The organism is Agarivorans albus (assembly GCF_019670105.1).
In the GTDB taxonomy this organism is placed as follows: Bacteria; Pseudomonadota; Gammaproteobacteria; order Enterobacterales; family Celerinatantimonadaceae; genus Agarivorans; species Agarivorans albus.
Genome location: NZ_AP023032.1, coordinates 4,279,799 through 4,304,952, shown reverse-complemented (window position 1 = coordinate 4,304,952; position 25,154 = coordinate 4,279,799). Strand labels below are relative to the sequence as shown.

At 46.2% G+C, this 25,154-nt stretch carries 22 protein-coding genes; 10 read left to right on the top strand and 12 right to left on the bottom strand.

What is annotated here, in order from left to right; all coding sequences use genetic code 11:
- Nucleotides 1-200: 200 nt before the first annotated feature.
- Nucleotides 201-2,615 carry a TIM-barrel domain-containing protein gene (locus K5620_RS19485; protein WP_016402324.1) on the top strand — a complete coding sequence of 805 codons (2,415 nt, stop codon included), beginning with the start codon at nt 201-203 and terminating at the stop codon, nt 2,613-2,615.
- A 50-nt stretch (nt 2,616-2,665) separates the two neighbouring features.
- Here the strand turns inward: K5620_RS19485 and K5620_RS19480 are convergent, their stop codons facing one another.
- Nucleotides 2,666-3,259, bottom strand: coding sequence for a GNAT family N-acetyltransferase (locus K5620_RS19480; protein WP_016402323.1), 594 nt, complete (start codon nt 3,257-3,259; stop codon nt 2,666-2,668).
- 243 nt (nt 3,260-3,502) lie between these two features.
- Nucleotides 3,503-5,131 (bottom strand): alpha-amylase family glycosyl hydrolase, encoded by a 1,629-nt coding sequence (locus K5620_RS19475; RefSeq protein ID WP_016402322.1) that lies wholly within the window; start codon nt 5,129-5,131, stop codon nt 3,503-3,505.
- A 267-nt stretch (nt 5,132-5,398) separates the two neighbouring features.
- On the opposite strand from K5620_RS19475, the gene rlmF reads away from it, so the two are divergent.
- The gene (gene rlmF, locus K5620_RS19470) at nt 5,399-6,358 is read left to right on the top strand and encodes a 23S rRNA (adenine(1618)-N(6))-methyltransferase RlmF (protein WP_221077422.1); all 960 of its coding nucleotides are present in this window, start codon (nt 5,399-5,401) and stop codon (nt 6,356-6,358) included.
- A gap of 80 nt (nt 6,359-6,438) precedes the next feature.
- Nucleotides 6,439-7,323, top strand: coding sequence for a PA4780 family RIO1-like protein kinase (locus K5620_RS19465; protein WP_016402320.1), 885 nt, complete (start codon nt 6,439-6,441; stop codon nt 7,321-7,323).
- A 24-nt stretch (nt 7,324-7,347) separates the two neighbouring features.
- Here the strand turns inward: K5620_RS19465 and K5620_RS19460 are convergent, their stop codons facing one another.
- The 5 genes from K5620_RS19460 to ilvG all read right to left on the bottom strand — a co-directional run bounded on the left by K5620_RS19460 (nt 7,348) and on the right by ilvG (nt 13,637).
- Nucleotides 7,348-8,085: a hypothetical protein gene (locus K5620_RS19460; protein WP_016402319.1), complete on the bottom strand. Its 738-nt coding sequence runs from the start codon at nt 8,083-8,085 to the stop codon at nt 7,348-7,350.
- 120 nt (nt 8,086-8,205) lie between these two features.
- Nucleotides 8,206-9,741: a threonine ammonia-lyase, biosynthetic gene (ilvA, locus tag K5620_RS19455; protein ID WP_016402318.1), complete on the bottom strand. Its 1,536-nt coding sequence runs from the start codon at nt 9,739-9,741 to the stop codon at nt 8,206-8,208.
- A gap of 80 nt (nt 9,742-9,821) precedes the next feature.
- Nucleotides 9,822-11,669 carry a dihydroxy-acid dehydratase gene (ilvD, locus tag K5620_RS19450; RefSeq protein WP_016402317.1) on the bottom strand — a complete coding sequence of 616 codons (1,848 nt, stop codon included), beginning with the start codon at nt 11,667-11,669 and terminating at the stop codon, nt 9,822-9,824.
- A gap of 37 nt (nt 11,670-11,706) precedes the next feature.
- Nucleotides 11,707-11,979, bottom strand: a complete 273-nt coding sequence (ilvM, locus tag K5620_RS19445; RefSeq protein ID WP_016402316.1) for an acetolactate synthase 2 small subunit — start codon at nt 11,977-11,979, stop codon at nt 11,707-11,709.
- Complete coding sequence (ilvG, locus tag K5620_RS19440) at nt 11,979-13,637, bottom strand: acetolactate synthase 2 catalytic subunit (protein WP_016402315.1); 1,659 nt, start codon at nt 13,635-13,637, stop codon at nt 11,979-11,981. Before ilvG ends, ilvM begins: the two co-directional genes overlap by 1 nt.
- A gap of 507 nt (nt 13,638-14,144) precedes the next feature.
- Here ilvG and K5620_RS19435 point away from each other — a divergent pair.
- Together K5620_RS19435 and K5620_RS19430 are read left to right on the top strand one after the other, a co-directional pair.
- Nucleotides 14,145-14,591, top strand: a complete 447-nt coding sequence (locus K5620_RS19435) for a DUF192 domain-containing protein (RefSeq protein WP_051147624.1) — start codon at nt 14,145-14,147, stop codon at nt 14,589-14,591.
- Between the two features lie 68 nt (nt 14,592-14,659).
- A complete protein-coding gene (locus tag K5620_RS19430) occupies nt 14,660-15,220 on the top strand; it encodes a sugar O-acetyltransferase (protein ID WP_016402313.1) in 561 nt (186 codons plus the stop codon).
- A 27-nt stretch (nt 15,221-15,247) separates the two neighbouring features.
- Here K5620_RS19430 and ald read toward each other — a convergent pair whose 3' ends face one another.
- From ald to pdxR, 3 genes are all read right to left on the bottom strand, one after another.
- Nucleotides 15,248-16,369: an alanine dehydrogenase gene (gene ald / locus K5620_RS19425; protein ID WP_016402312.1), complete on the bottom strand. Its 1,122-nt coding sequence runs from the start codon at nt 16,367-16,369 to the stop codon at nt 15,248-15,250.
- A 40-nt stretch (nt 16,370-16,409) separates the two neighbouring features.
- On the bottom strand, nt 16,410-17,171 hold the full coding sequence (locus K5620_RS19420) for an SDR family NAD(P)-dependent oxidoreductase (protein ID WP_016402311.1): 762 nt from the start codon (nt 17,169-17,171) through the stop codon (nt 16,410-16,412).
- 226 nt (nt 17,172-17,397) lie between these two features.
- A complete protein-coding gene (gene pdxR, locus K5620_RS19415; RefSeq protein WP_016402310.1) occupies nt 17,398-18,894 on the bottom strand; it encodes a MocR-like pyridoxine biosynthesis transcription factor PdxR in 1,497 nt (498 codons plus the stop codon).
- On the opposite strand from pdxR, the gene K5620_RS19410 reads away from it, so the two are divergent.
- Genes K5620_RS19410 through K5620_RS19395 form a run of 4 tightly spaced genes read left to right on the top strand, consistent with a single transcriptional unit; the run spans nt 18,893 to nt 21,937 of the window.
- Nucleotides 18,893-19,156, top strand: a complete 264-nt coding sequence (locus K5620_RS19410; RefSeq protein ID WP_016402309.1) for a hypothetical protein — start codon at nt 18,893-18,895, stop codon at nt 19,154-19,156. The two genes, pdxR and K5620_RS19410, sit on opposite strands and share 2 nt — an antisense overlap.
- Nucleotides 19,101-20,108 carry a taurine ABC transporter substrate-binding protein gene (gene tauA / locus K5620_RS19405; protein WP_040307302.1) on the top strand — a complete coding sequence of 336 codons (1,008 nt, stop codon included), beginning with the start codon at nt 19,101-19,103 and terminating at the stop codon, nt 20,106-20,108. The genes K5620_RS19410 and tauA overlap by 56 nt, the downstream gene beginning before the upstream one ends.
- Before the next feature lie 32 nt (nt 20,109-20,140).
- Nucleotides 20,141-20,980, top strand: a complete 840-nt coding sequence (locus tag K5620_RS19400; protein WP_016402307.1) for a taurine ABC transporter ATP-binding protein — start codon at nt 20,141-20,143, stop codon at nt 20,978-20,980.
- Between the two features lie 9 nt (nt 20,981-20,989).
- The gene (locus K5620_RS19395) at nt 20,990-21,937 is read left to right on the top strand and encodes an ABC transporter permease subunit (protein WP_016402306.1); all 948 of its coding nucleotides are present in this window, start codon (nt 20,990-20,992) and stop codon (nt 21,935-21,937) included.
- Between the two features lie 78 nt (nt 21,938-22,015).
- Here K5620_RS19395 and K5620_RS19390 read toward each other — a convergent pair whose 3' ends face one another.
- Nucleotides 22,016-22,519 (bottom strand): hypothetical protein, encoded by a 504-nt coding sequence (locus tag K5620_RS19390; protein ID WP_016402305.1) that lies wholly within the window; start codon nt 22,517-22,519, stop codon nt 22,016-22,018.
- Nucleotides 22,520-22,682: 163 nt separating this feature from the next.
- Nucleotides 22,683-23,420: a sulfite exporter TauE/SafE family protein gene (locus K5620_RS19385; protein ID WP_221077421.1), complete on the bottom strand. Its 738-nt coding sequence runs from the start codon at nt 23,418-23,420 to the stop codon at nt 22,683-22,685.
- Nucleotides 23,421-23,643: 223 nt separating this feature from the next.
- Here K5620_RS19385 and K5620_RS19380 point away from each other — a divergent pair, with 223 nt between their 5' ends.
- The gene (locus K5620_RS19380; RefSeq protein ID WP_016402302.1) at nt 23,644-25,014 is read left to right on the top strand and encodes an aminotransferase family protein; all 1,371 of its coding nucleotides are present in this window, start codon (nt 23,644-23,646) and stop codon (nt 25,012-25,014) included.
- The last annotated feature ends 140 nt before the right edge of the window (nt 25,015-25,154 follow it).

Below are 25,154 nucleotides of genomic sequence, written 5' to 3'. Positions count from 1 at the left end.
AATATTATGCTGTTTGGTGTGAATTGTTTTGGCTTGCCGAAGGCGTCAGTGATGAAGGTTGTCAAGGCTGTTATTGATGGTAATTAAAGTCCTTAATTTGCTAAGTCACATTTTTACAAGATGCTGATTAATTTAGTTATTAATGAATTTGTTTACTGGTAAGGTTTGCTAGTTATTAGGCCTTTATTGAAGGAACAAATATGAAGACGGGCTTACACCTTTCGGCGAAACTAGCTGCTGCTTTTGTGTTGTCGATAACTAGTGCTATTTCTCAGGCTGCAGAAGCAGTTTGGCAAAGTAAAGTGTTAGATGAGCACACTGTTATTCTCTCGGCTGGCGATGCCACACTTAGCCAGTTTGAGCCAAGCTTAATGTTAGCGGCTTCGAAAATCGAGACCCAGACTTTATCAGCTATTGTCGACCCCGCTTCCAGTCCTTGGTATAAAATCTCTCCTGAGCAAAACGGTCGCTGTTTATCTTTAAGCGACGCTGCGCATTCCAAACAAACACTTAGTCATTTATGTATCGAGTCGCTAAAGAGTGGTCGCTGGAAGTTAAGCTTAAGTGAAGGCGGTATTCAACAGATTTACGGTCTTGGTCAGCAGCACAATACTCAAGGCAATGCCGACGGCGATTGGATAGGGCGCAAGCGTATTCCGGGCAACCGCATGGGCAATGCCATGGTGTATCAAGGTGAGGGTGCGGTAGGCAATACCCAAATTCCGATTATGTATTTATTGGGCGAGGGCAAACAAAACTTAGCCTTGTTTTTTGATCACGTTCAGCCCTTGGTATTTGATTTCACAAAAGCGCCATATTCTATCCAAGGCAAGGGTAAGCGAGCGCGAATCATTCTGATTGCCGGTGAAAACCTAGCTGATTTACGCTCTCGTTACTTAACGTTGACTGGCAAGCCGCCGGTTCCGCCAAAGGCTATGTTTGGCTTGTGGTTGTCGGAATACGGTTTTGATAATTGGCAAGAACTAGACAGTAAACTCGCTAGCTTACATAAAGCACAATTTCCGCTTTCGGGTGTAGTGCTCGATCTGCAGTGGTTTGGCGGTATTAAACAAAACTCTAAACATACTCAAATGGGCTCACTTACTTGGGATGAGAAAAACTTCCCTAATCATCAGCAAAAAATAGCTGAATTAAAGCAGCGCGGTATCGGCGTAATGGCTATTGAAGAACCTTATATTGGTGGTGAGCTTAATGAGTACTATTCACTTGCTCACGCAGGCGCATTAGCCCGCAGTTGCGCGCCGCCTTGCATGGAGCCCGCTTATATAAAAGACAATCCATGGTGGGGTAAGGGCGGCATGCTGGATTTCTCCAGTGAGAAAGGAGCAGCCTTTTGGCATGACTATCGCCGTGAAGCACTAATTGATGACGGCGTGATTGCCCATTGGACCGATTTAGGTGAGCCCGAGCTCTACCACCGTAAAGCTTGGTATGCCGGGGTGAATATCGATGGCGAACTAAAACATGACCACCAAAGTGTACATAATTTGTATAACCTGTTGTGGAGTCGCAGTATTTATCAAGGTTATCAACGCAACCAGCGCCAGCAACGCCCGTTCATCATGAGCCGCTCTGGTACTGCTGGCAGCCAAGCTTATGGTGTGGCGATGTGGTCGGGCGATATAGGGGTTAATTTAGCTAACTTACGTAGCCACTTTAATGCGCAAATGCACATGAGTTTGTCGGGTATCGATTATTTTGGTTCAGACATTGGCGGCTTTCATGGTACCCCTTGGGATGAGCAATATACTCAATGGTTTGCCGCTGCATTATTTACCGATTTACCGGTAAGGCCGCACACCCAAAACCTGTGTAACTGCAAAGAAACCGCGCCAGATAGAATTGGCGATACCGCCAGCAACCTGTTTAATGTTAAGCAGCGTTATGCCTTAAATCCATACTATTACACCCTTGCACACAGAGCGTGGCGCGAAGGAAAAGCCGTTGTTGCCCCCTTAGTTTATGCTTATCAAGAAGACCAGCAAGCAAGAACGAATGGGTCGATGAAGTTGATTGGCGATGCATTATTGGTAGCCTTGGAAGCCAAAGATAAGGCTAAACAAAGCTCGGTTTATCTGCCCAAAGGACAATGGTTTGATTACCGCACCAAGCAAATGCTTAACAGTAGCGGTGAGCAGTTAAAGCAGCCTTTGTATATTGATGAAATATACCGCTTACCATTGTTTGTTAAAGCAGGCCATATAGTGCCGCGACAAGTTGAGGATGAAGCAACGGTAGATTTGCTGGTGGTGCTGGATGATAGTGGCCAAGCCAAAGGCCAGTTAATTGAAGATGACGGTGTAACCATCGCCTATCAACAGCAGCAGTTTCAACACACATTGTTTAATGTGCAAACTGTTAAGCACGGGCTAAGTATTCAAGTCAAACCCGCCAAAGGCAGCTTCACCGGTGCGCTTGAAAACAAAACATATCAGCTCGAGTTGGCTAACTTACCCAACAACAAGGCGATTAAAAGCATACACTTTAATGGCAAAGCGCTCTCTCAATGGCAGCAAGGATCCACTTTAAGATTTGGCGGGCAAGAACTAAAGGTGCAACAGGGAGGCGAGTGGCTGGTGGAGTTTATTGACTAGATAAAGCAAACGCACTGTGTGAATCAGTGCGTTTACATTATAGCGACCATTTAACCCTGGGCTGGACGTAACATAAACCAGTAAGGAAAGTTTTCGCTTTTCGATAGCACTTTAAAGCCGCGGCGCTCAAAAGTAAGCACTACTTTTTCGCTAGAGGCTACTACGTAACAGGCTTTGTTATCGGCATCGGCTAAATCGGTGACCTGCTTAATTAAGGCACCCGCTAAGCCTTTTCCTCCAGCTGAAGGAGCAACCCCTAAGCCCCATAACCAATAGCAATCTTGGTTTAGCGGGCCGCTTAGCATTTGTTCAGAAATATCTTTAGCTAGCTCAAGCTTGCCTTCGCCCATCATGCGAGCAACAATTGCCCAGGCTTCCACTTTTTGCATCACATCAGGCTGATGTTTCCCTGGTGGCACCATAATCACGCAGCCTTCGCGCTCAGCGGTGGTAAATACCGTACCTTGTTTCATTCCCCACTCGCCTAGGGCAAAGCGCCAATAACTATCGTGAGCGTAGTCGGCCATCTGATCATTGCGAAGCGCTGCTTGCATTGCTTCGTTATTAGCATAAGCATCGATGAACATCTTGCTTAATGCGGGAATATCCTCAAACTTAGCGGTAATTAAGGTCGGGCTAGACATCGTAAGATCCTTCTTATGAGTAATTCACTAGAGTGTTCAGGCTAGCTGAAACTATTGCGCGAGACAATAGCGTGATGTGTTCAGTAAGAAGCTAATTAACAATGTCCCTAGGCATGCCCTGGCGCATTGCTTATTTACACAGGCAATAAGCTAAGTGTAATTGCAGCCGCGCGAGCAATCATTAGCCGTTTATGGTTTAAAAGCTCCTTGGCATTAACAAGGAGCTTTGGCTAAAGGGAGGAGCTAGTATTGGTAAATACGAATTTCTTGAGCCGCAAGGCTTAGGTTGAGTTGGCCAGATGAGGTTGTGCTCACAGCGTTACTACCAAAGTTTGCCAATGGGCTTAACAGTGTTGAGGCTTGTCCAACTGGAATAACCGGCGTTTGCGCACTATCACTGTAGTTAAGCACCACTAATACATTTGAATCCGCTAGGCTTCGGCTATAAGCCAGTACTTCACCATCAAGCAGCACTTCTATATCTCCCTCGCGTAAAGCAGGAGTGTTTTTGCGTAACTGAATCAGTGTTTTGTAATGGTGGTAGATAGAGTTGCTATCTGCCATTTGGCTAGCAGCATTATAAGCCGCTGTATTGTGGGCATGCGCGCGGTAAGGTGTACCGGTGGTAAACCCGCCTTCTGCAGTCCAACTCATTGGTGCTCGCAGTAAGTAGTCACCACCACTATTGGCGGTGTGGCCCATGCCCACTTCTTCCCCGTAATAAACAAAAGGTTGTCCCGGTAGTGTAAGCAAGGTAGCAGCGGCTAAGCGGTATTTAGCCTCGTTTCCAGCAAACTGCTCAAATACTCGTGTACCAGCGAAATAGTCATGGTTTGCTAATAGCAGCCCCATGCTACTAAGCCTGCCCTGTTGTAGCCAATCCACTATGTATGTGCCTGAAGTCGAGCCGGCATTAACGCTGCGCATGATGTCCATATTCAAATAAAACGAAAACGCTGAGCCACAAAAATCTGATTGTGCGGCAGCTAGAGAATCACTTGAATCTTCGCAAATCATAAAACGATTGCTGTAGTCTTCCATCACCAACTGTTGAATACCGTACATAATGGCGGCATTTTCTGGTTGTCCAGACCACTGATTCGGACCATTTTCAACTAAGTGAGTCATGGCATCGAAGCGAAAACCGTCCATGCCAGCATTTAGCCAATAACGTAAGTTGTTGTAGTGGAAATCGACAACTTCTTGGTTTCCAAAGTTGTAGTCAGGCATATTGGATTGGAAGATACCGTAGTAGTATCCGTATGTACCTTGGTGCCAAGAAGGGTCTCCTGACCAGTTGGTCCAGCCAGGATTACTTGACTCCCACATATACCAATCGCGTTTGCCGCCAGCATTGTTATCTGAATCGATAAATACTGGATTGTCGCCTGAACTGTGATTGATGAGGTAGTCGGCAATTACACCAATGCCTCGAGCATGGGCTTGTGCTAAAAACTCATCAAAGTCTTCTCGGGTCCCGTAGTCGCTCTCGATGCTACGGTAATCTACTACCTCGTAACCGTGATCTTTATCAGAGCTTTCGCTAAAGGGCATTAACCAAATGCCTTCAACGCCTAAGTCTGCAATGTAATCCAGTTGGGAGGTAAGACCTTTAAAGTCTCCAATCCCATCGCCATCGGAGTCTTTGTAACTGCGTACAAATATCTCCATAAAAACTGCGCCTTTATACCAGTCTGCGGCTAATGCTGGTTGATCGTCCACGGCCACCGAGCTCATGTCCAAAAGGCTTTCAGCTTTGGCTTCTCCAACGGGGATTTCTTTTGGGGTGATAGCTTCAGAGCTAGAGTCACAGCCATTTAAGCTCGCCAAAATCGCAAGCGACAGCGCACTGCTTATCAAGTGTTTGTTCATTTTACTTTCCTTGTAACTTGCTTAACACAAAGCTTATGCAGCGCGACTTTAGCCGTGGTGATCTGATTATTGCCACCTTTTTTGCACAGCTTTATAAATAATCAATTAAGTACTAATTGATTATGATATTTTCTATTATATTGATTTATATATCACTTATTTAAGTCACACTTTTGTCAATAATGCTTTATTCAATGAGATGCAGCCTTTAGCCCCACTTCGCTTTATAATGCTATTTGTCTAGAACTTATTGGTTACAACAAGCGAATGCGCGCAAAAAAAACGACCTCTCCGGGAGAGAAAAGCCAACTTCACCCGCGTAACAAACACCGACAGCGTTACGATTTCCCGGCGCTTATTGCGTCATGTCCCGAGTTAAAACGCTTTGTGGCCCAAAACCAATATGGAGATGCTTCGGTAGATTTTTTTGACCCAGAAGCGGTGCGCTGTTTAAACAAGGCACTGTTACAGCATTTTTATGGGGTGCAAGGCTGGGAAATTCCAAAACACAACTTGTGTCCGCCCATTCCGGGGCGTGTCGATTACATTCATTACTTGGCCGATTTATTGGCTAATTCTTTAGGTGGCAGCCTATCTAAAAACAGCCCAGTGCGTTGTATTGATGTAGGAGTGGGAGCGAATTGTGTTTACCCTTTGGTTGGGGTTAGCGAATATGCTTGGTCATTTGTGGGCAGTGACATCGAAGCAGCATCTTTACAATCAGCAGAGCGTATTCTAGCGGCTAATCCGCATTTACAGGCAAATATCACGCTGCGTTTACAAGGTGATAAAAAAGCGATATTTAAAGGCATTGTGCAAGCGAACGAGCGTTTTGAGCTCAGCATGTGTAACCCGCCGTTTCACCGCTCGGCTGCAGATGCCCAAAAGGGCAGCCAAAGAAAACAAACTAATCTAAAGGCTAATGCTAAAAACAAATCAAAGCTAAACTTTGGTGGTCAAAGCAATGAGTTGTGGTGTCCCGGTGGAGAGTTGAGTTTTATTAAAAACATGGTGGCAGAGAGCCAGCAGTTTTCGCAACAAGTGTTGTGGTTTACCAGCTTAGTATCGAAAGAGGCAAACTTGAGGGCGATATACCAAGCGCTTAAACAAGCAAAAGTGAGTCAATATGAAACTATAAAGATGGGGCAAGGCAATAAGGTGAGTCGCTTTGTTGCGTGGTCTTATCATTCGCCAGCACAGCAGAAGCAATGGCTAGCCTCTTCGTAACATAGAGTTTGATTTGTGTTTTGCTAAGTGGCTTGGCAAATATGCCTATATAAACGATCGATTTTGAATAAATGAGATAAATGAAAACGCCTAAAAGAATCCAGCCTTTAGTTGATGACGGCTTAGTTGATGAAGTGAAAAGCCAGCTAATGAGCGGCAAAGAAGCGTCGGTTTACGTAGTGCGTTGTGGCGACGAGATCCGCTGCGCAAAAGTATATAAAGAGGCTAGCCAGCGCAGCTTTAAGCAAGCGGTGGTGTATCGCGAAGGGCGTAAAGTTCGCAATAGCCGCAGGGCTCGGGCGATGGAAAAAGGCTCGGGCTTTGGTCGTGAGCAACAAGAAAAAGTGTGGCAAAGCGCCGAAGTAGATGCTTTGTATAAGCTCGCGGCTGCTGGGGTGAGAGTGCCAGAGCCCTATGGCTGTTTTGATGGCGTATTGCTTATGGAGCTTGTCACCGATGATGAAGGCTACGTGGCACCGCGCTTAAACGACGTGATGATGAGTGAGGAACAAGCGCTTGAAGATCATCAGCTAGTCATCTCTTACATCGTGAAGATGTTATGTGTGGGGCTTATTCATGGCGATTTGTCGGAGTTTAATGTGTTGGTGGACGCCTATGGCCCCGTGATTATTGACTTGCCCCAAGCAGTAGATGCCGCCGCCAACAACAATGCTGAATGGATGCTGACTCGAGACATTAACAACATGCGCGACTACTACAGCCAATTCGCGCCAGCCTTGGCCAATACTGAATACGCCAAAGAGATGTGGAGTTTGTTTGAGAAAGGTGAGCTGACAGCCGACACCGAGCTTAGCGGCAAGTTTGTAGAACAAGATACCGTGGCCGATATTGCAGCTATTATGCAAGAAATAGATGCCGCCCGAGAAGAAGAGCTAGCCCGTAAAGAGAGACTAAAAGAAGCTCAACAAGGCGTTGATGAAACCAAGTTTAACTGGGCAGATTAGTGTTTCTACCCAGTTATTCAGGGTTTAAATATTTACCTGTGCGCTGGTTTGAAATTCTAGCAAGGTATTGGCTGGAATTTGTACCGCACCGCCGCGAGTAATGATGGCTAAACCAGCCCCTACTTTGGCACCGTCTTTTGCGCCATCACTACCATTAATTAACCCACCAATGGCTGCACCGCCAGCGGCTTTTTTCACGGTGTTTTTACCTTGGGCATCACCTAAGCCATTAAAAGCATTGGTTTGAATGGCAACGCGTTGGCCATTAACGGTGATGTCGGTTAAGGCAATTGTTAGGCTAGATTTTCCGGCCAAACGACCTGCTTGTTCACTCTGCAATACTTTGCCATAAACGGGGCTACCAGCTTTGGCGATAAGCTGGCCGTTAATTGCTAAGTCACTTTCTAAGCTTGCACTAAAGCGATGGCCAGAGGCATGTTCACGGGTGCTAATTGCACTGTCTAAGCTGATCATCAGCGGGGTGCCGGCAGGAATGCTGCTAACAGCCTGAGTGGTTTCGGCTGAGCTGGTATCGGTTTTAATGTCAGTATGAGTATTGGCAAAGGAAAGCTGCAGATCTTTCACATCGGCGGTGTTAAAGGTCATGGTATTGCCAGCCACTTCAAACTGAAGTTCTTGGCTATTTCGCTGCAGCAGTGTGCCTTCTAGAATGCTGCCATTGTTTAACGTGAGGGTGTCGGCAGAAAGGTTAAAACTAGCAAGCGTGATAAGTGCGGCGATTGCAGTAGATGATTTAGCCATAAACTAGAGTCTCCAGTGGTTTGCTGAAAAACAAAGTTTTTAGCAAACCTTCTGTAGTAATGCTTATGGCTGGATAACTTAGTTCAATATTTAGTGATTAATGAGCTATTAAGTCTATGCTCAGTCGTGTGCTAGGAAGAATTGATAAGCGGTGTTATCGCTTTCGTCACGATAATCAAAGCCTAACTGCTCTAAGTGTTTACTAAAGGCTTGTTGGTCGCTTTCTTGTAATTCAAACCCGGCTAATACCCGACCATAGGCTGAACCATGGTTGCGGTAATGGAACAAGGTTATATTCCAATGGGGGCCAAGGGTGCGCAAAAACTTAAGCAGTGCGCCAGGTTGTTCTGGGAACTCAAAACTGTAGAGCTTCTCATTGAGTTGGGTGCCAGGTCGACCACCAACCATATAACGCACGTGTTGCTTAGCAAGCTCATCGTCACTTAAGTTGGCCACTTGATAACCGCTGCTATCAAGCTTATCTAACAGCGCTGGTAGCTCCTTATCGCTATTGCTCACCTTAATGCCAACAAATATGCTGGCTTGTTGCTCGCTGGCATAACGATAGTTGAACTCGGTGATGACTCGCCCGCCCAAGTGTTCAACAAACTCTAAATAAGCGCCTTGGCGCTCTGGAATGCGTACCGCTAATACTGCTTCTTTTTTCTCACCAAGCTCGGTGCGCTCAGACACATAACGCAGGTTATGAAAGTTCATGTTAGCGCCAGATAGCACAGCAGCTAAGCGCTCACCTTCTAGTTTGTGCTGCTGAGCGTAGGCTTTTAAGCCAGCCAGAGCCAGTGCACCAGAAGGCTCAGAAATGGCGCGGGTATCTTCAAAAATGTCTTTTACTGCCGCGCATATTTCATCGGAGTTTACGGTAATCACATCGTCGAGGTATTGCTGGCACAGGCGAAAGGTTTCGCTGCCAATTAATTTAACCGCTACGCCGTCGGCAAATAAACCAACGCGTTCTAAGGGAGTGGGTTTCCCAGCAGCTAAGGCGGCTTTTAAACAAGCGGAATCTTCGGCTTCTACGCCTATCACTTTCACATGGGGCATTAGCTGTTTAATGTATACCGCCACACCAGCGGCAATACCACCACCACCTACCGGCACAAATACCGCATTTAGGTGCATGTCTTGTTCAAGTAGCTCTTTGCCGATGGTGCCTTGGCCGGCAATCACGTCTACATCATCGAAAGGAGGGATCAATGTGTAACCGTGTTCTTCAACCAGTTGTTTGCAGTATTGGTAGGCTTCATCAAAGCTATCGCCCACCAAACGCACATCAGCGCCCATGGCGCGTACCGAATCCACTTTAATATCGGGAGTGGTGGTGGGCATTACAATCACCGCGGCAATGTTAAGTCGCTGTGCCGACATAGCCACGCCTTGCGCGTGATTGCCAGCCGATGCTGCAACTACTCCGCGCTCACGCTGTTGCTGATTTAGTTGAGCAATTTTGTTGTAGGCGCCGCGTAATTTAAACGAATGCACACTTTGTCGGTCTTCGCGTTTCAGCAAAATATTATTGCCACTGCGCTGCGACAGCTTAGGCATACCCTGTAGTGGGGTAACTTGGGCTATTTCGTAGACTGGCGAAAGCAATATACGGCGAAGATATTCGTTAGCACTAGGCAAGTGTTGCATCATAAATTACCTATACATGTTGGCGACAACATAAAAAAATAAGCCCGGCGAACCGGGCTGTTTATTCAAGCAAGACGCGCGGTTTAATCTAGCTTGCTTTTATCGCGTACCGCACCTTTGTCGGCGCTGGTGGCGAAGTGGGCGTACATTTTCAGCGAGGTGCTTACTTCACGTACTCGACCAATTGGGCTCCAAGCATCGCTGCCTTTGGCTTCCATGGCGGCGCGGCGTTTAGCTAGTTCTTCATCACTCACTTCTAACACAATGCTACGCTGAGGAATGTTGATATCAATAATATCGCCTTGCTCAACTAAGCCAACCACACCGCCGCTCGCAGCTTCTGGTGAAATATGGCCAATGGATAAACCAGATGTACCGCCAGAGAAGCGGCCATCGGTAATCAAGGCACATTTCTTACCTAGCCCCATCGATTTTAAGTAAGAGGTTGGGTAAAGCATTTCTTGCATGCCTGGGCCGCCTTTAGGGCCTTCGTAGCGAATTAATACTACTTCGCCAGCTTGTACGGTGCCGTCTAAAATGCCGGCAACTGCGTCGTCTTGGCTTTCAAAAATACGGGCAGGGCCTTTAAACACTAGGTTATCGTCGTCTACGCCGGCAGTTTTAACAATACAGCCGTCTTGCGCTAGGTTACCTTTTAGTACTGCAAGGCCACCTTCTAAACTAAAGGCGTTTTCTAAACTGCGAATACAACCTTCGGCGCGGTCGTCGTCTAAGTCATCCCAGCGGCAATCTTGGCTAAAGGCTTTAGTGGTGCGAATGCCTGCAGGACCAGCACGGTAAAACTCTTTTACTGCTTGATCTTGGGTTTGCATGATGTCCCACTTGGCTAAGGTATCGGCCAAGGTTTCGCCCATTACATTCGGTTCGTTACGGTTTAGTAAACCTGCGCGGTCTAATTCACCCAAAATACCCATAATACCGCCTGCGCGGTGTACATCTTCCATGTGGTATTTGTTGGTAGATGGCGCCACTTTACATAGTTGAGGAACCTTACGAGAAAGCTCATCCATGTGGTCCATGTTGTAATCTACGCCAGCTTCCTGGGCTGCTGCCAAAAGGTGTAATACGGTATTAGTAGAACCCCCCATGGCGATATCTAGGGTCATGGCGTTTTCAAAGGATTTGTGTGTCGCGATAGAGCGCGGCAATACACTTTCGTCGTCTTGCTGGTAGTAACGGTTACACAAATCAACAATGCGCTTACCGGCATTTACAAACAGTTTTTCACGGTCCGCGTGAGTCGCTAGCATTGAACCATTACCTGGCTGGGCTAAACCTAGCGCTTCGGTTAAACAGTTCATTGAGTTTGCGGTAAACATACCAGAACAAGACCCACAGGTTGGGCAGGCACTACGTTCTACTTTGTCGCTGTCTTCATCGGATACGTTTTTGTCGGCACCCATTACCATCGCGTCAACTAAGTCGAGCTTAATGATTTGGTCGCTAAGTTTGGTTTTACCGGCTTCCATTGGGCCGCCAGAAACAAAGATAACTGGAATGTTTAAGCGCATCGACGCCATTAGCATTCCCGGGGTGATTTTGTCACAGTTAGAAATACACACCATGGCGTCGGCACAGTGGGCGTTTACCATGTACTCAACGGAGTCTGCAATTAGGTCGCGTGAAGGTAGGCTGTAAAGCATGCCGCCGTGGCCCATGGCAATACCATCATCTACAGCGATGGTATTAAATTCTTTAGCAACACCGCCTGCGTCTTCAATCGAGCGTGCAACCAATTGACCAAGATCTTTTAGATGAACGTGGCCCGGTACAAATTGGGTGAATGAGTTCACCACTGCGATAATTGGCTTGCCAAAATCTTCTTCTTTGGTTCCTGTTGCTCGCCAAAGGGCGCGCGCTCCAGCCATATTACGGCCTTCGGTGGTGGTGGCACTTCGCAGTTTAGGCATTGCGGTTTACTCCGTTAATCTGTGTTTGCTATTTGTTTTAGGCAATGGCCGCTTTTGGTGAAGCCACTGCTTGTAATTGGGTTAATTGCACTTGCTCAACGTCAAACAATTTCACTAATTGATTAGTAAGGTGCTCTATTGGACGCTCGCTCGTCACACTAAGTTCAATGCGGTATCCAGACTGCTCTTGGTCATTGAACTGCTCAATTTGCATAGATTGTACTAAAAAACCGCGGTGACGTGTCACTCGTAATACGCGTTCTAGTACATCTGCTTGCTGGCGAGTAGAAATGGTTAGTGAATGTTGCATTAGCAGTCCTCCATCATTTTGTCGTTGGCCACACCGGGTGGCACTAATGGCCATACGTTTTCTTCAGCATCAATTAATACATGCAGTAGGTAAGGGCCTTTGCTATCTAGCATCCGTTGCAAGGCTGCGTGTACATCAACTTTGTTGCTAATGGTTTCGCCGGGAATATCAAAAGCCGAGGCCATTTTTACAAAGTCGGGGTTGTCATCAAGAATCGTTTCACTAAAGCGGCCATCAAAAAACAAGTTTTGCCACTGGCGAACCATGCCTAAGCGGTTATTGTCGATTAACAGCATTTTTACCGGCAGCTTAGCGCGTTTAATGGTGGTGAGTTCTTGTACATTCATCATGAATGAACCATCACCAGAGACGTTAATTACGGTGTCGTTAGGGCGAGCAAACTGCGCGCCAATGGCTGCGGGTAAACCAAAGCCCATAGTGCCTAGGCCTGCACTTGATAAATGATTCTCTGGGCCATCAAACTGCATATGTTGGGCTACCCACATTTGGTGTTGGCCAACATCACAAGCTACCACGGTGTTTTTATCCACCATCTTGCTTAAGTCGCTAAGCATAGCTGGCGCAAAAATATGCCCGCCTGGGTGATCATAACGCCAAGCAAAATCATGTTTGCGTTGTGCCACTTTTTCTTGCCAGATATCAATCTCGGTTTGGCAATGCAGCTTAGGTAGGGTTAGCTTTAAGTCGCTGTCTAGTGCAACATCTGGGGTGCGGCGTTTACCAAATTCGCTGGCATCAGCATCTAGGTGGACCACTTTGGCATTTGGTGCAAATTCATCAAGCTTGCCGGTAACGCGGTCATCAAAGCGCGCGCCAATCACCACTAATAGGTCCGTTTCTTGAACACTTAGGTTGGCTGCTTTAGTGCCGTGCATACCTAACATGCCTAAATAGTAAGGTTGTTCTTCGGTGATCGCTCCAATCCCTTTTAGCGTGCTCACACTTGGGATTTTGCTGTAATTTAAAAACTCACGTAACTCAGTAACAGCATTGGCCATGCCTACACCACCGCCCACATATACAATAGGTTGTTTAGCGCTGGCGATGAGTTGTTTCGCTTGGCTAACTAATTCTGCAGCCGGTTCTACAGGAGCGCTGGCAGCAGCCAAGTAAGCGAGGCTTTCTTCAACTTCGGCTAATTGCACATCTTTAGGCACATCTATAAGCACTGGGCCTGGGCGGCCGCTGGTGGCAATCTCAAAAGCTTGTTCTATGGTGCGTTTAAGCTCTTTAACGTCGGTCACCATAAAGCTATGTTTGGTGACTGATAACGACATGCCTAATACGTCTACTTCTTGGAAGGCGTCGGTGCCGATTACTGGCTGGGCTACTTGCCCAGTAATCGCGATAAGTGGAATGGAGTCTAGCTGCGCTTCGGCAAGGCCAGTGACTAGGTTGGTTGCGCCAGGTCCAGAAGTGGCGATACACACACCAACTTTAATGCCCGAAGTTGACCCTGCGCGGGCATAACCCACCGCTGCCATTGCCGCACCTTGCTCGTGGCGAGTAAGCATGTGCTTTACACCACCGTCGTAGAGAGCGTCGTATAAAGGCATAATTGCCCCGCCAGGATAACCAAATACTTGTTCAACGCCCTGTTGTTTCAGAGTCGCTACAATTTGTTGCGCACCATTCATTACTACTTCCTTTCCACCGTTAACAAAAAACCCCCGAGCTTTGCAGCGCGGGGGTTTGATGTTGTGTGCTTGTTTCAGTTACAACAACGCATCCCCGCGAGGTGATAGAATAATCACCACAAGGACGACGCTAATAATTAGAGCAACTGAAAGAGACATATTTAAAACTTTCCTAAAGCATTGGCTAACAAGTATCACAGGATAAAATGTGATTCAAGTCCACTTTGGCTGCTAATTGTTCTGCCTGTGGTACGTTTAATAAACAATTTAAGGTTTCTTAATCTGTCTTTTCTTTTTTGGTTGGTTTTATGTTCTGTTTTATTTGTTTTGAGTGGTGATAAATTTTGCATATGCAGCAGATTGTTCATTGCTCATTTGGCTAAAATTATTGCACTTTTTTTCGTTGATTTGCGTTTAAGCAAGGTAAAGTGAAGGCTTGCTTAGAGAGTTGTGTATCTGACACGGTTTTACTGAGCGCCGTTTTAGTCATCTGGGAATCCTGTAACTTTGAATGTATCCGTTTATAAATACGCCCTATTAGTTTTACTGTTCGTCACAAAAAATGTGGGGGCTGCAACGCCAAGTGAGGAATTTCCAGCGGTAGCGGTGGAGGTAAATCAACAGCACTACACGGTGGAATATGCCTACAGTGACCAACAACGCGCTTTGGGTTTAATGCATCGTCTGAACTTGTGTAACGATTGCGGTATGTTGTTTAACTTTCAGCGCAGCAAACAAGCTCAAATGTGGATGAAAAATACTTTGATTCCTTTAGATGTCGCTTTTATCCGCAAAGATGGCTCTATTAGCGAAATCACTCAGATGCAGGCGAATGATGACAAACTAACTAAATCGCGCTTTCAAGTGATGTACGCTTGGGAGATGAATCAAGGCTGGTTTGCCAAAAATGCAATCCAAGTCGGAGATAAAGTAGTGATTAAACCTGTAGAATAACTTACTGAAAATAAAACATTTCGCTGCAGTTTTGTCCTAGTGGCGGCCAGTTTCTCGAAGAGGTAAGCATGACAGAAAAAGAAAAGATGTTAGCTGGAGAGTTGTATTTGGCCTTTGACGGAGAGTTGGTTGAAGAGCGTAACCAAGCTAAGTCTCTATGTTACGAACTCAATTTGTTACACCCCGAAGAAGACTTACGCGCTGAGGTTTTAGCCGAGCTGTTACCAAACAGTCTCGATCCTTGGATAGAGCCAGATTTTTTCTGTGACTACGGCTATAACATCACCACCGGTAAGAATTTTTACGCTAACCATAACTGCGTGATTCTTGATGGTGCGCCTGTCACCATCGGTGATGACGTGATGCTGGCTCCTGCTGTGAATATTTCTACTGCGACTCACCCATTAAACGTTAAGCAGCGCACCGAGGGTTTAGAGCGAGCTTTACCTGTAACCATTGGAGATCGCGTGTGGATTGGTATGGGCGCGAATATTTTACCTGGCGTAAGCATTGGTGATAACGTGGTGATTGCCGCTGGTGCCTTGGTTAACAAAGATGTGGCGGCTAATACAGTTGTAGCCGGCGTACCGGCTAAATACGTGAGAGATATTCCCGAGGACCAAGACTAGCTAACCTGAGTTAGCTAGTCGCTTTCTTTACGCGGCTTTAATTGCACTTAGTGCTTCGATGTATTGTTTTGCTTGGCTCTCGCCAACACTTTGGTTGGTGAGTTTGCCATGAATTACATTTAAGCCATTTAACAAGTGTGGGTTAGCTAATAATGCCTGTTTGTAACCTTGATTTGCGAGCTGCAATACAAAAGGTAAGGTGGCGTTATTGAGGGCAAATGTTGAGGTTCGCGCGACTGCGCCCGGCATGTTGGCAACACAATAGTGTACTACGTCATCAACAATGAAGGTGGGTTCTGCGTGAGTGGTTGCTACCGATGTTTCAAAACAGCCGCCTTGGTCAATGGCTACGTCAACAATGGCACTTCCAGGCTTCATACCGCTGATCATTGCTCTAGTGACTAACTTGGGAGCTGCAGCACCTGGAATTAATACGCCGCCAATCACTAAGTCGGCATCAGCAACGTATTTTTCTAGATTGTATTGGTTAGAGAATACTGTTTTAACGCGGCCAGAAAACTGAGCGTCAATTTGGCGTAGCGTATCAATGTTATTGTCTAACACGGCTACGTCAGCGTACATGCCCACCGCCATTTGGGCAGCATTTCGGCCTACTACGCCGCCGCCAATAATTACTACTTTTGCTGGCTCTACACCACTTACACCACCTAGCAGCATGCCACGTCCAAGGTTAGATTTTTCTAAACAATGAGCGCCAGCTTGAATTGCCATACGGCCTGCAACTTCAGACATAGGCGCTAATAGCGGCAATGCCCCGGTATTAGAGGTGACTGTTTCATAGGCAACACAGACTGCGCCGCTGTCAATCAGATCATCTGTTTGCGGGACATCAGGTGCGAGATGTAAATAAGTGAATAGTAGTTGGTCTTCTTTTAGCATTGCGCGTTCTTGAGCCAAAGGCTCTTTTACTTTTACGATCATCTCGCTGCCAGCAAACACGTCTTGTGCGCTGCCAACAATGTTTGCGCCAGCTTTTTGGTAGGCGGCATCGTCGATATTAATGCCTAAACCGGCACCAGCTTGAATGTTAACTTTATGGCCGCGGGCGGTAAGCTCTTGAACTGAGGCTGGCACTAAGCCAACGCGATATTCATGGTTTTTGATTTCTGAAGGTACGCCAATAATCATAATAATCTCCTAGCGATTTAAGTTTTAATTGAAAAAGTAATTAGTTAGCTTGTTTAACAACATTGAAATTGTTCCAAGCTTGCGAGCTGGGCATGACTTCTAAGCTATTGATGTTGATATGAGCAGGTTGCTCTACTAACCAATAAATAATGTTGGCAATGTCTTCTGGTTGCAGGGCATTGCTATTGCCGTAAAGCTGCTGATATTTTTCTTGGTCACCGCCAAAGCGCACCAAGCTAAATTCACTCTCTGATAAACCAGGCTCTAAGCTGGTAACCCGCACGCCGCTACCCACTAAGTCACAGCGCAGATTTCTAGAGAACTGGGCGACAAAGGCCTTTGAGGCGCCATATACATGACTGCCGGGGTAAGGCCAATTAGAGGCAATCGAGGCCAAGTTCACTACCGAAGCAACCGTTTGCTGAGTAAGAATGGGCAATAAGGCATGGGTAACATTAACCAGCCCGGTGACATTGGTATCAATCATGGTGTGCCAATCAGCAAGGCTGGCCTTATCACAAGGGTCGGTGCCTAGGGCTAATCCGGCATTGTTAATTAGCGCTGTTACTTGTTTAAAGTCTTCTGGCAATGCTGCTACTAACTGGGCTACTTGTTGGCTATCGCGCACATCAAGGCTGGCATAATGCACTTGGCATTGTTGGCCTAGCTCATCAGCCAGTTGGGCTAAACGCTCTATGCGCCTACCGGTTAAAATGAGTTTGTAACCGTGCTGAGCAAACAACTTAGCACTGGCAAGGCCAAACCCCGATGTAGCGCCAGTAATGAATACGCAATTGCTCATAAATAACTCCTTGTTAAACCAACTAAATTTATTGACGGCTGGTTAGAGTCATTGCCTCTAACAGCGGAATGAAATTAGATTAACCAAGGGAGGTTGTGGGCGAGTAGTGCCAGAAATATGAACCGAAGGGACCAGATTAAGTTTGGGGTTTTAGCTAAGCGTACGCAGCGGCCCTAGCGCTGAAGAATATCGGCACTAGAGCGCTTTGTTGCTCAGTATTATTGGTTTAGGCGTGTAAGGCTTCGCTAGGACTATGCTGTGAGAGTTGGCTAACTAAGTTACCTAATAGGGCGAGTCCGGCATTTATCTTTTCTTCTGCAATCGCCGAGAACCCCAAGCGGATGTAGTTTTTGGGAGCTTGTTGTTCGGCAAACAAAGTATCCCCCGATTCTACTAATATTCCTTGTTTAGCCGCTTGCGTCACCAGTTCACTACTGCATACATGCTTAGGCAGTTCTATCCAAAAACAAAAACTACCTGGCGTTGCGTTAATCACGCATTGATGAAGGTGGCGCTGTAAACCTTGTTGCATGAGTAGCCATTTTTGTTCATACACATGGCGCATTCTACGAACATGACTATCGTAATAACCTTGAGCAATAAACAGCGCTGCGGTGCGTTGGTTGTTGGCTGGAGGGTGGCGGTAAATAAGTCGACGCAGTGCGCGTAGCTCGGCAATTAGCTGCTTGTTTGCTACCAAATACCCAATGCGTAAACCTGGTGATAGCGATTTGGACAGGCTTCCGATGTAAATTACACGGCCATGTTGGTCAATACTTTTTAGTGCGGGCAATGGCTGCTCATGAAAATTAACTTCGCTTTCATAGTCGTCTTCTATCAATACAAAGTCGTCCGTAGCGGCTTGTTCGAGCAATTGTTTACGTCTCTCAATAGGCATGGTTACGGTAGTTGGGTATTGGTGGCTTGGCGTCACGCACACATAGTCACAGTCGCTAAGTTGCTGGCCAAGTATTAGACCTTGCTCATCAAGCTCTAATGGCTCTGGTTTAGAACCACATTGGGTGAATATGTGCCTTAAGTCTGCATAGCCGGGGTTTTCTACCCCTACTTTTACTCCCTGTCCTGCGAGCAAAGAAGCCAGTAGGTACAAAGAATTTTGGGTACCCATGGTAATTAGCACTTCGTCGTTACTGGCTGTAATGCCGCGTTTAGACAAAATCTGCTGGCGAATTTGCGTGACCAATTCTGGATCATCTACATCAACATAATCTTCGATCCAATGATGCACACTATTGCGGTTTTGGGCGATGCGAGAACATTCTCGCCATTGATAAATGGGGAAATGGCTTGGCTCAATTTGGCCATAAATGAAAGGATAAGCATAATTTATCCAATCTTTATCTTTGTTTAAGGTGCTAAATGATGCCGGGGCGCTGCGTAAGCGATGGGGCCAATTTGGCTGGTTTTGGTCCAGATGAGGGCGAGTTTGCACCAATTTGAGAGTTGGTTCTTGGTCCAATTCAGGGTTTACAAAAAAACCGCTGCGTTCTCTGGCAATTAAGTAACCATCGTCCACCATGCTTTCGTAAACCAATACCACTGTGTTACGCGACACTTTAAGCAGTTGCGCCATTTTGCGGCTGGAGGGCAGGGCCCTTGTACCAAAGTAGTCGTGCTGAATCAGCTCTACTAACTTTTCTCTAATCTGTTGTTGTAAGCCTCTACCTGCTTGTAACTCAATATTCATCATGCAGTCATTCATGCCCATATCCTTACAAAAAGTAGGTGAAGATTTTGCATATCTTCCATTCCCCATGTTTGGAAATAGCAATTTATTAGCCAACATGGCTTTTTATTTGTTGCTTTGCGCTGGACCAGCAATTCAAAAAAATTGGCCCTATAGCTCGTTTTTCGCACGCAGTAACTTAAAACAACACGCTAAGTGTCGGGTTCAACAAGGAGTTAACGATGAAACAATTGAAGATGAAAACTGCGATAGCAGCTTTGGCGGGACTAATGATTAGCACGGCGGTTACCGCAAAAGAGGTCACCATTGGATACCAAGGAATGTTCAATCCATGGAAGCACGCCATTAACGAGAAATTGGTAGAAAAAGAGACCGGCTACACTATCAAATGGCGTCGCTTTGATTCTGGCGCTAAAGCGATGACTGCGATGGCCTCTGGCGCTTTAGATTTAGCCTCGGCGGGCTCTAGCCCAATTGCCAGTGCGGTAAGCCGCGGCGTAGACATCGAATTGGTATGGATTCTAGAAAATATCGCCGATGCAGAAGCACTGGTAGTGCGTGATGGCTCGGGGATCAGTTCTCCAGCCGACTTAAAAGGAAAGCGCATCGCGGTACCGTTTGTATCCACTACGCACTTCCATGCCTTATTTGCACTTGAGCAATTTGGCTTAACCGAGAAAGACGTTCGCTTAATCAACATGCAGCCTAATTCTATAGCCGCAGCATGGCAGCGTGGAGACATCGACGGCGCGTTTATTTGGGATCCTGCACTGGGCAAAATTAAGCAAAGTGGCAAGGTGCTGATCACTTCGGCCACCCTAAGCGCTTGGGGTAAACCTACTTTTGATGGCTTAGTTGCGAACAAAGAATTTGCAGCTGCTAACCCTGATTTTGTGAGCAAAATGCTTAAAGTAGTGATTGATTTAGACGAAGACTACCGCAGCAACAAAGCAAGCTTTGATGCTAGCAACCCAATTGCCCAGTCTATTGCTAAAGTGAGTGGCGGCGACGTAAACACCGTAGCTGAGGTGCTCGACCTTTATGAGTTCCCCGATGTAACTACGCAACTATCTTGCAGCTGGTTAGGTTGTGGCGCAGAAGGCGGAGCCAGCCAATCACTTAAATCCACTTCAGAGTTCTTAAAAGAGCAGAAGAAGATCAACGACTTAATGCCAGATTACAGCAAGTTTGTTAACCCTGCTTATGCAGCGGCAGCCGCAGAAATGTAACTGGCTAACAGCCTAAACCAGGAGACTTAACAATGAATACTCTCGAAATTCATGACGTATCGGTAGTCTATCCTGCAGCTCAAGGTGGTGACCCAGTCACCGCCTTATCTGAGGTGAACTTGAACATTGAACAAGGCGATTTTGTGGTTGCCTTAGGTGCTTCAGGATGCGGAAAAACCACATTATTAAACTTGATTGCCGGGTTTATCGCGCCCACCAAAGGGTATCTCACTTTAGGCTCTAGCCCTATTGAGGGTTATCCCAGAGTAGCTTGTGGTTTAGATATTGGCGATGAAATTGTTGGCCCTGGTGCCGATCGCGGCGTGGTGTTCCAAAAACATGCGCTACTGCCGTGGTTAAACGTAATCGAAAACACCGAGTTTGGCTTAAAGCTGCAAGGTGTAGACAAACAAGAGCGCCGAGAGCGCGCGGCCAGTTACTTAAAACTGGTGGGCCTTGAAGATTTTCACCAACACAAGGTGTACCAATTATCTGGTGGTATGCAGCAGCGGGTTGGTATTGCCCGAGCGCTTACTAACAACCCTGAAATGCTGTTACTTGATGAACCCTTAGGTGCCTTGGATGCGCTTACTCGTGAATCCCTGCAAGAACTCTTGCTGGATGTATGGCGCGAAACCAACAAAATGATGTTTTTTATCACCCACAGTGTGGATGAAGCCTTGTTGTTAGCTACTCGCCTTATTGTGATGTCGCCGCGACCAGGGCGGATAACGCATGAATTTAAGATTGATTTTAACCAGCAGTTTTTAGACTGCCGAGACGCTAGAAAAGTGAAATCGAGTGAAGCCTTTATTGCCATGCGCGAGCAAGTGTTAGCAATTATTCATGGCGACGAAGCGGCGGCAGCCTAAGGACCAATTATGACGACCAATACCATGAGTGCCTCATCTCTAACTCCGCCCATTAGCCCCGATGAGAAGGCTGTTAGCGCGACAGCACATAAAAAAGAGCTGACTCCTTTTGCTAAAAAAGTTGTTAGTACCACCAAACAACTAACCGCGCAAAAAGCCGTTCAAAGTGGTGAATATTTTGGTACGCCTGGTGCTGGAGATAGCAAACTAATTGCACTGTGCTCTACCATATTTTTCTTGGGTTTATGGGCACTGGTAACCGAAGCTGGCATGATTAAACCGATGTTCTTACCATCGCCTTTTGATGTGCTAGCTCGCCTTTGGGACATTTTTATTGATGGCTTTGCTGGTGCAACCTTGTTTGAACACCTTGGTGCAAGTTTAGGCCGCATTTTTGGTGCGTTTGTTTTGGCCTGTGTAATTGGTATCCCGCTTGGTATCGCTATTGGCTGTAGCAGAGTGATGCGTGGCATATTTGACCCTATAATCGAATTTTATCGCCCGCTGCCTCCTTTAGCCTACCTGCCATTAGTGATTATTTGGCTGGGTATTGATGAAGAAAGCAAAGTGACTTTAATCTTTCTAGCCATGCTGGCGCCAATTGTATTGAGTGCCCGTGCGGGAGTGAGCTCGGTGCGGATTGAGCAAATTCAAGTAGCTTATTCAATGGGAGCAAGTCGCTGGCAGGTGGTCTCTCAAGTAATTACCAAAGGTGCGTTGCCCGACGTATTAACCGGTATGCGCATTGCTATTGGCTTTGGCTGGACAACCCTGGTAGCCGCAGAAATGGTGGCCGCGGAGCGAGGCATAGGATTTATGGTGCTAAATGCGTCTGAATTTTTGGTTACCGATGTGGTTATTGCCGGCATCGTGGTGATAGGCATAATCGCTTATTGCTTTGATTTGTTTATGCGGTTCTTAGAAAGCAAATTGGTACCTTGGAAAGGATGCAACTAAGCGCAACAAGTTCTACCTTTGCATGTTGTTTGCCCGGCTAATGTCGGGCTTTTTTAGTCGGTATATATTAGACAATCTTCAAGATTCTTGTTTTTCATAGCGTCTGTTAAAAAGCTGCTTTATATACTCAATTTTTAAGATACTGCTTGGGGGAAATGTCTCTTGGATTCTTTTAATTAGCTGTTTCTTCGCTCCTAGTACCACTACATCTTGACACTCAACGTCAATGTATATCGCACACCAATCTTTTTGAGTAGGGTAAAAAAACATACCAGCGTAAGCCAATTGCCATTGCTCCTTATCAGAAAGCATCAAGCTTTTGGCTGAATATTGCTCTGTCCAATTAGGTTCTTCAAAGTCTGCAAACATAGTTAAGTGAAAGTGGAGCTCATCTTCTGCATTACTCTTATCTAATGTGCTTAATACCTCTATGCCTTGAAAGCAGTTATCTTCATCTATAAGAAATTGTGGAGATACCAATAGGTAGTCCCAGCCATTAACAAACACTTTGTGAAAGCTATCCAAGCTCTTCGCTTGGCTTAGATCAAACCAACTATCAGGATCTTCGTTTTCATTTCCCACAATATAAGCTCCAATAAATAGCGATGTTTATATTAACCGGCATTTTCGCGGATGGACATTGGAGAGTGAAATATAGCTTCTGATAGGAAATTGGTAGCTTTACTTTTTAAGATGGTTCGGGTTATAGCTGCGGAAGAGGTAATGGAGTTTACAATTCATTCAATTAATAAACCCTATCTAATGAAGCGTTGATTCCCAGCAACGCCGCAGTAATCATCACGGGTAAGGCTATGTGCTTAAATGAACGTGGCGGCCAACGATTAAACAAGTATTGGCCTAAGCGCACCGCTAACATAGTGGGAATAAGTAGAATGGCTATATGGCTCAAAGACTGCCAGCTAAAAATTCCAGTTGCTAGCAATCCGCCCACCGATAGCAATTCACTCACGATAAAAAATAAGATCATGGTGGCACGTTGTTGCTGCGGGTTGAGCGGGCTAGAAAGCATGTAAGCGACTACCATTGGGCCACCTACCGAAGCACTCGCTGTGCCAGCTCCTGAGAGAAAGCCAAATAGCCCTGGGGCTAAAGGTTTATCCATGTGAGGTAGGCGCATATTGCAGGCGAGGAATAAAGAAAACAGCAATATGAACAAGCATATCGCTAGCTTGAGCAATTCTGCTGGCAACAAAAGGAGTAGTCCTAGACCTAAGGGAATACCTATTAAGGAGCCCGCAATTAACTTTTTGAGTATTGGGTAGTTGGCTTGTTGGCGGGCTTGTTTCCATAGGTTTACGCTACACAGTAAATCCAAGCTTAAGATAACTGGCACACTTTGCTGCGGCGTAAAAAACAGGTTCATGCCAATCACCGCAATGGCAGCAAAACCAAAACCACTAAAGCCTCTTACCAAGGCCGCCAACATCACTATGGGTACCATTACGGCCATGTTATCAAGCATTTAGTTATCTCTTAAACCCGAGTAAATGGCTAATATGGCAGGCTGTTACATTAAGGCTATAGGGCCAATTAGCAGTATATATAGCGCCACTTTGCACTGAGTTTTGCCCTCTAGTTTATCTGGCTCCATGGATTTGAATTGCTGGTCCTAAGCACCCGTTTTACCCTGAGTTAATGTCGTAAGCATGCTTTGCAATATTGAATTAGCTTAAGGGAGTAGAGGCATGTCGATAGAAAATACGGCGGTAATTGAGCAAGATCGTAAGCATGTTTGGCATCATCTTAATCAACACAGTGTGTTAAAAAGCCAAGACCCAATGGTTATGGTAAAAGGCGAAGGCTCACGAGTGTGGGACGCCAAGGGTAACAGTTACTTAGATGCCTCATCGGGCGGAGTATGGTGTGTTAACGTTGGTTACGGGCGCAGCTCCATCGCAGAGGCGGTGAGCAAACAACTTACAGAGCTTAACTTTTTTGCCAGTACTGCGGGTACCGTTCCAGCAGCTGAATTTGCCGAAAAGCTACTCGCCAAAATGCCCGGTATGAGCCGCGTTTATTATGCAAGCTCTGGTTCTGAAGCAAATGAAAAAGCCTTTAAAATTGTTCGCCAAATCGCTCATCTAAAATATGGCGGAAAGAAACACAAAATTTTGTACCGCGAGCGGGACTATCATGGTTCTACCATCGCTGCTTTAAGTGCAACGGGCCAAGAGGAGCGCCGTAAGCAATACGGCCCCTTTGCGCCGGGCTTTGTAGAGTTTCCACATTGTTGTGAATATCGTAGCCAATTTGGCGATGTTAGTGATTATGGGGTGAGAGCGGCTAAAGAGTTAGAAAAGGTCATTCTGCAAGAAGGGCCAGATACAGTAGGAGCGGTGATCTTAGAGCCCATTACCGCAGGCGGCGGAGTGATTACACCACCCGAAGGTTACTGGCCTACCATCATGGAGATTTGTAAGAAATATGACGTACTGCTGCACATCGACGAAGTGGTTTGTGGCCTAGGCAGAACCGGCGAATGGTTTGGTTACCAACACTATGGCATTAAGCCCGACATTGTCACGCTAGCCAAAGGTGTTGCCTCTAGTTACGCCGCCATTTCTTGCACGGTAACAACCGAAGAAGTATTTAATGAATTTATGGCTGATAGCAGTGACCGTGAAGCCTATTTTAGAGACATTAGCACCTTTGCCGGCTGTACTGCGGGGCCAGCTGCGGCATTAGAGAACTTACGCATTCTTGAGCAAGAAGAACTGGTGCATAACAGCAAGATGATGGGCGATTATTTGCTAGAAGGGCTAATAGGTTTGCAAGCCAAGCACCCTATCATTGGTGATGTACGAGGCAAAGGTTTGTTGTTAGGTATAGAGCTGGTTAGTGACCAAGACGCCAAAACGCCAGTGGATGAAAGTGTCGCGGTTAAGGTAGCGGGAATGTGTATGGCTAAGGGCCTAATTATTGGTAGAACTAACCGCTCATTTGCTAGCTTAAACAATACCTTGTGCTTGTGTCCGGTGCTAACTTTGAGCAAACAAGAAGCAGACTTTATTGTTACTACCATCGATGAAGTATTGGCCCAGCTCGAAGCCAGTTAAGCGCAAATATAGTGGGTTTGAAAGCAGCGTTATTCGCTGCTTTTTTTGCGCCCAAATCCCTACCTATCAATCTAATAGTTATAAGCCATTTCTTATCTGTCTTGGCTTGTATTACATTTGAGCTGTAATCTTAAAGGCCC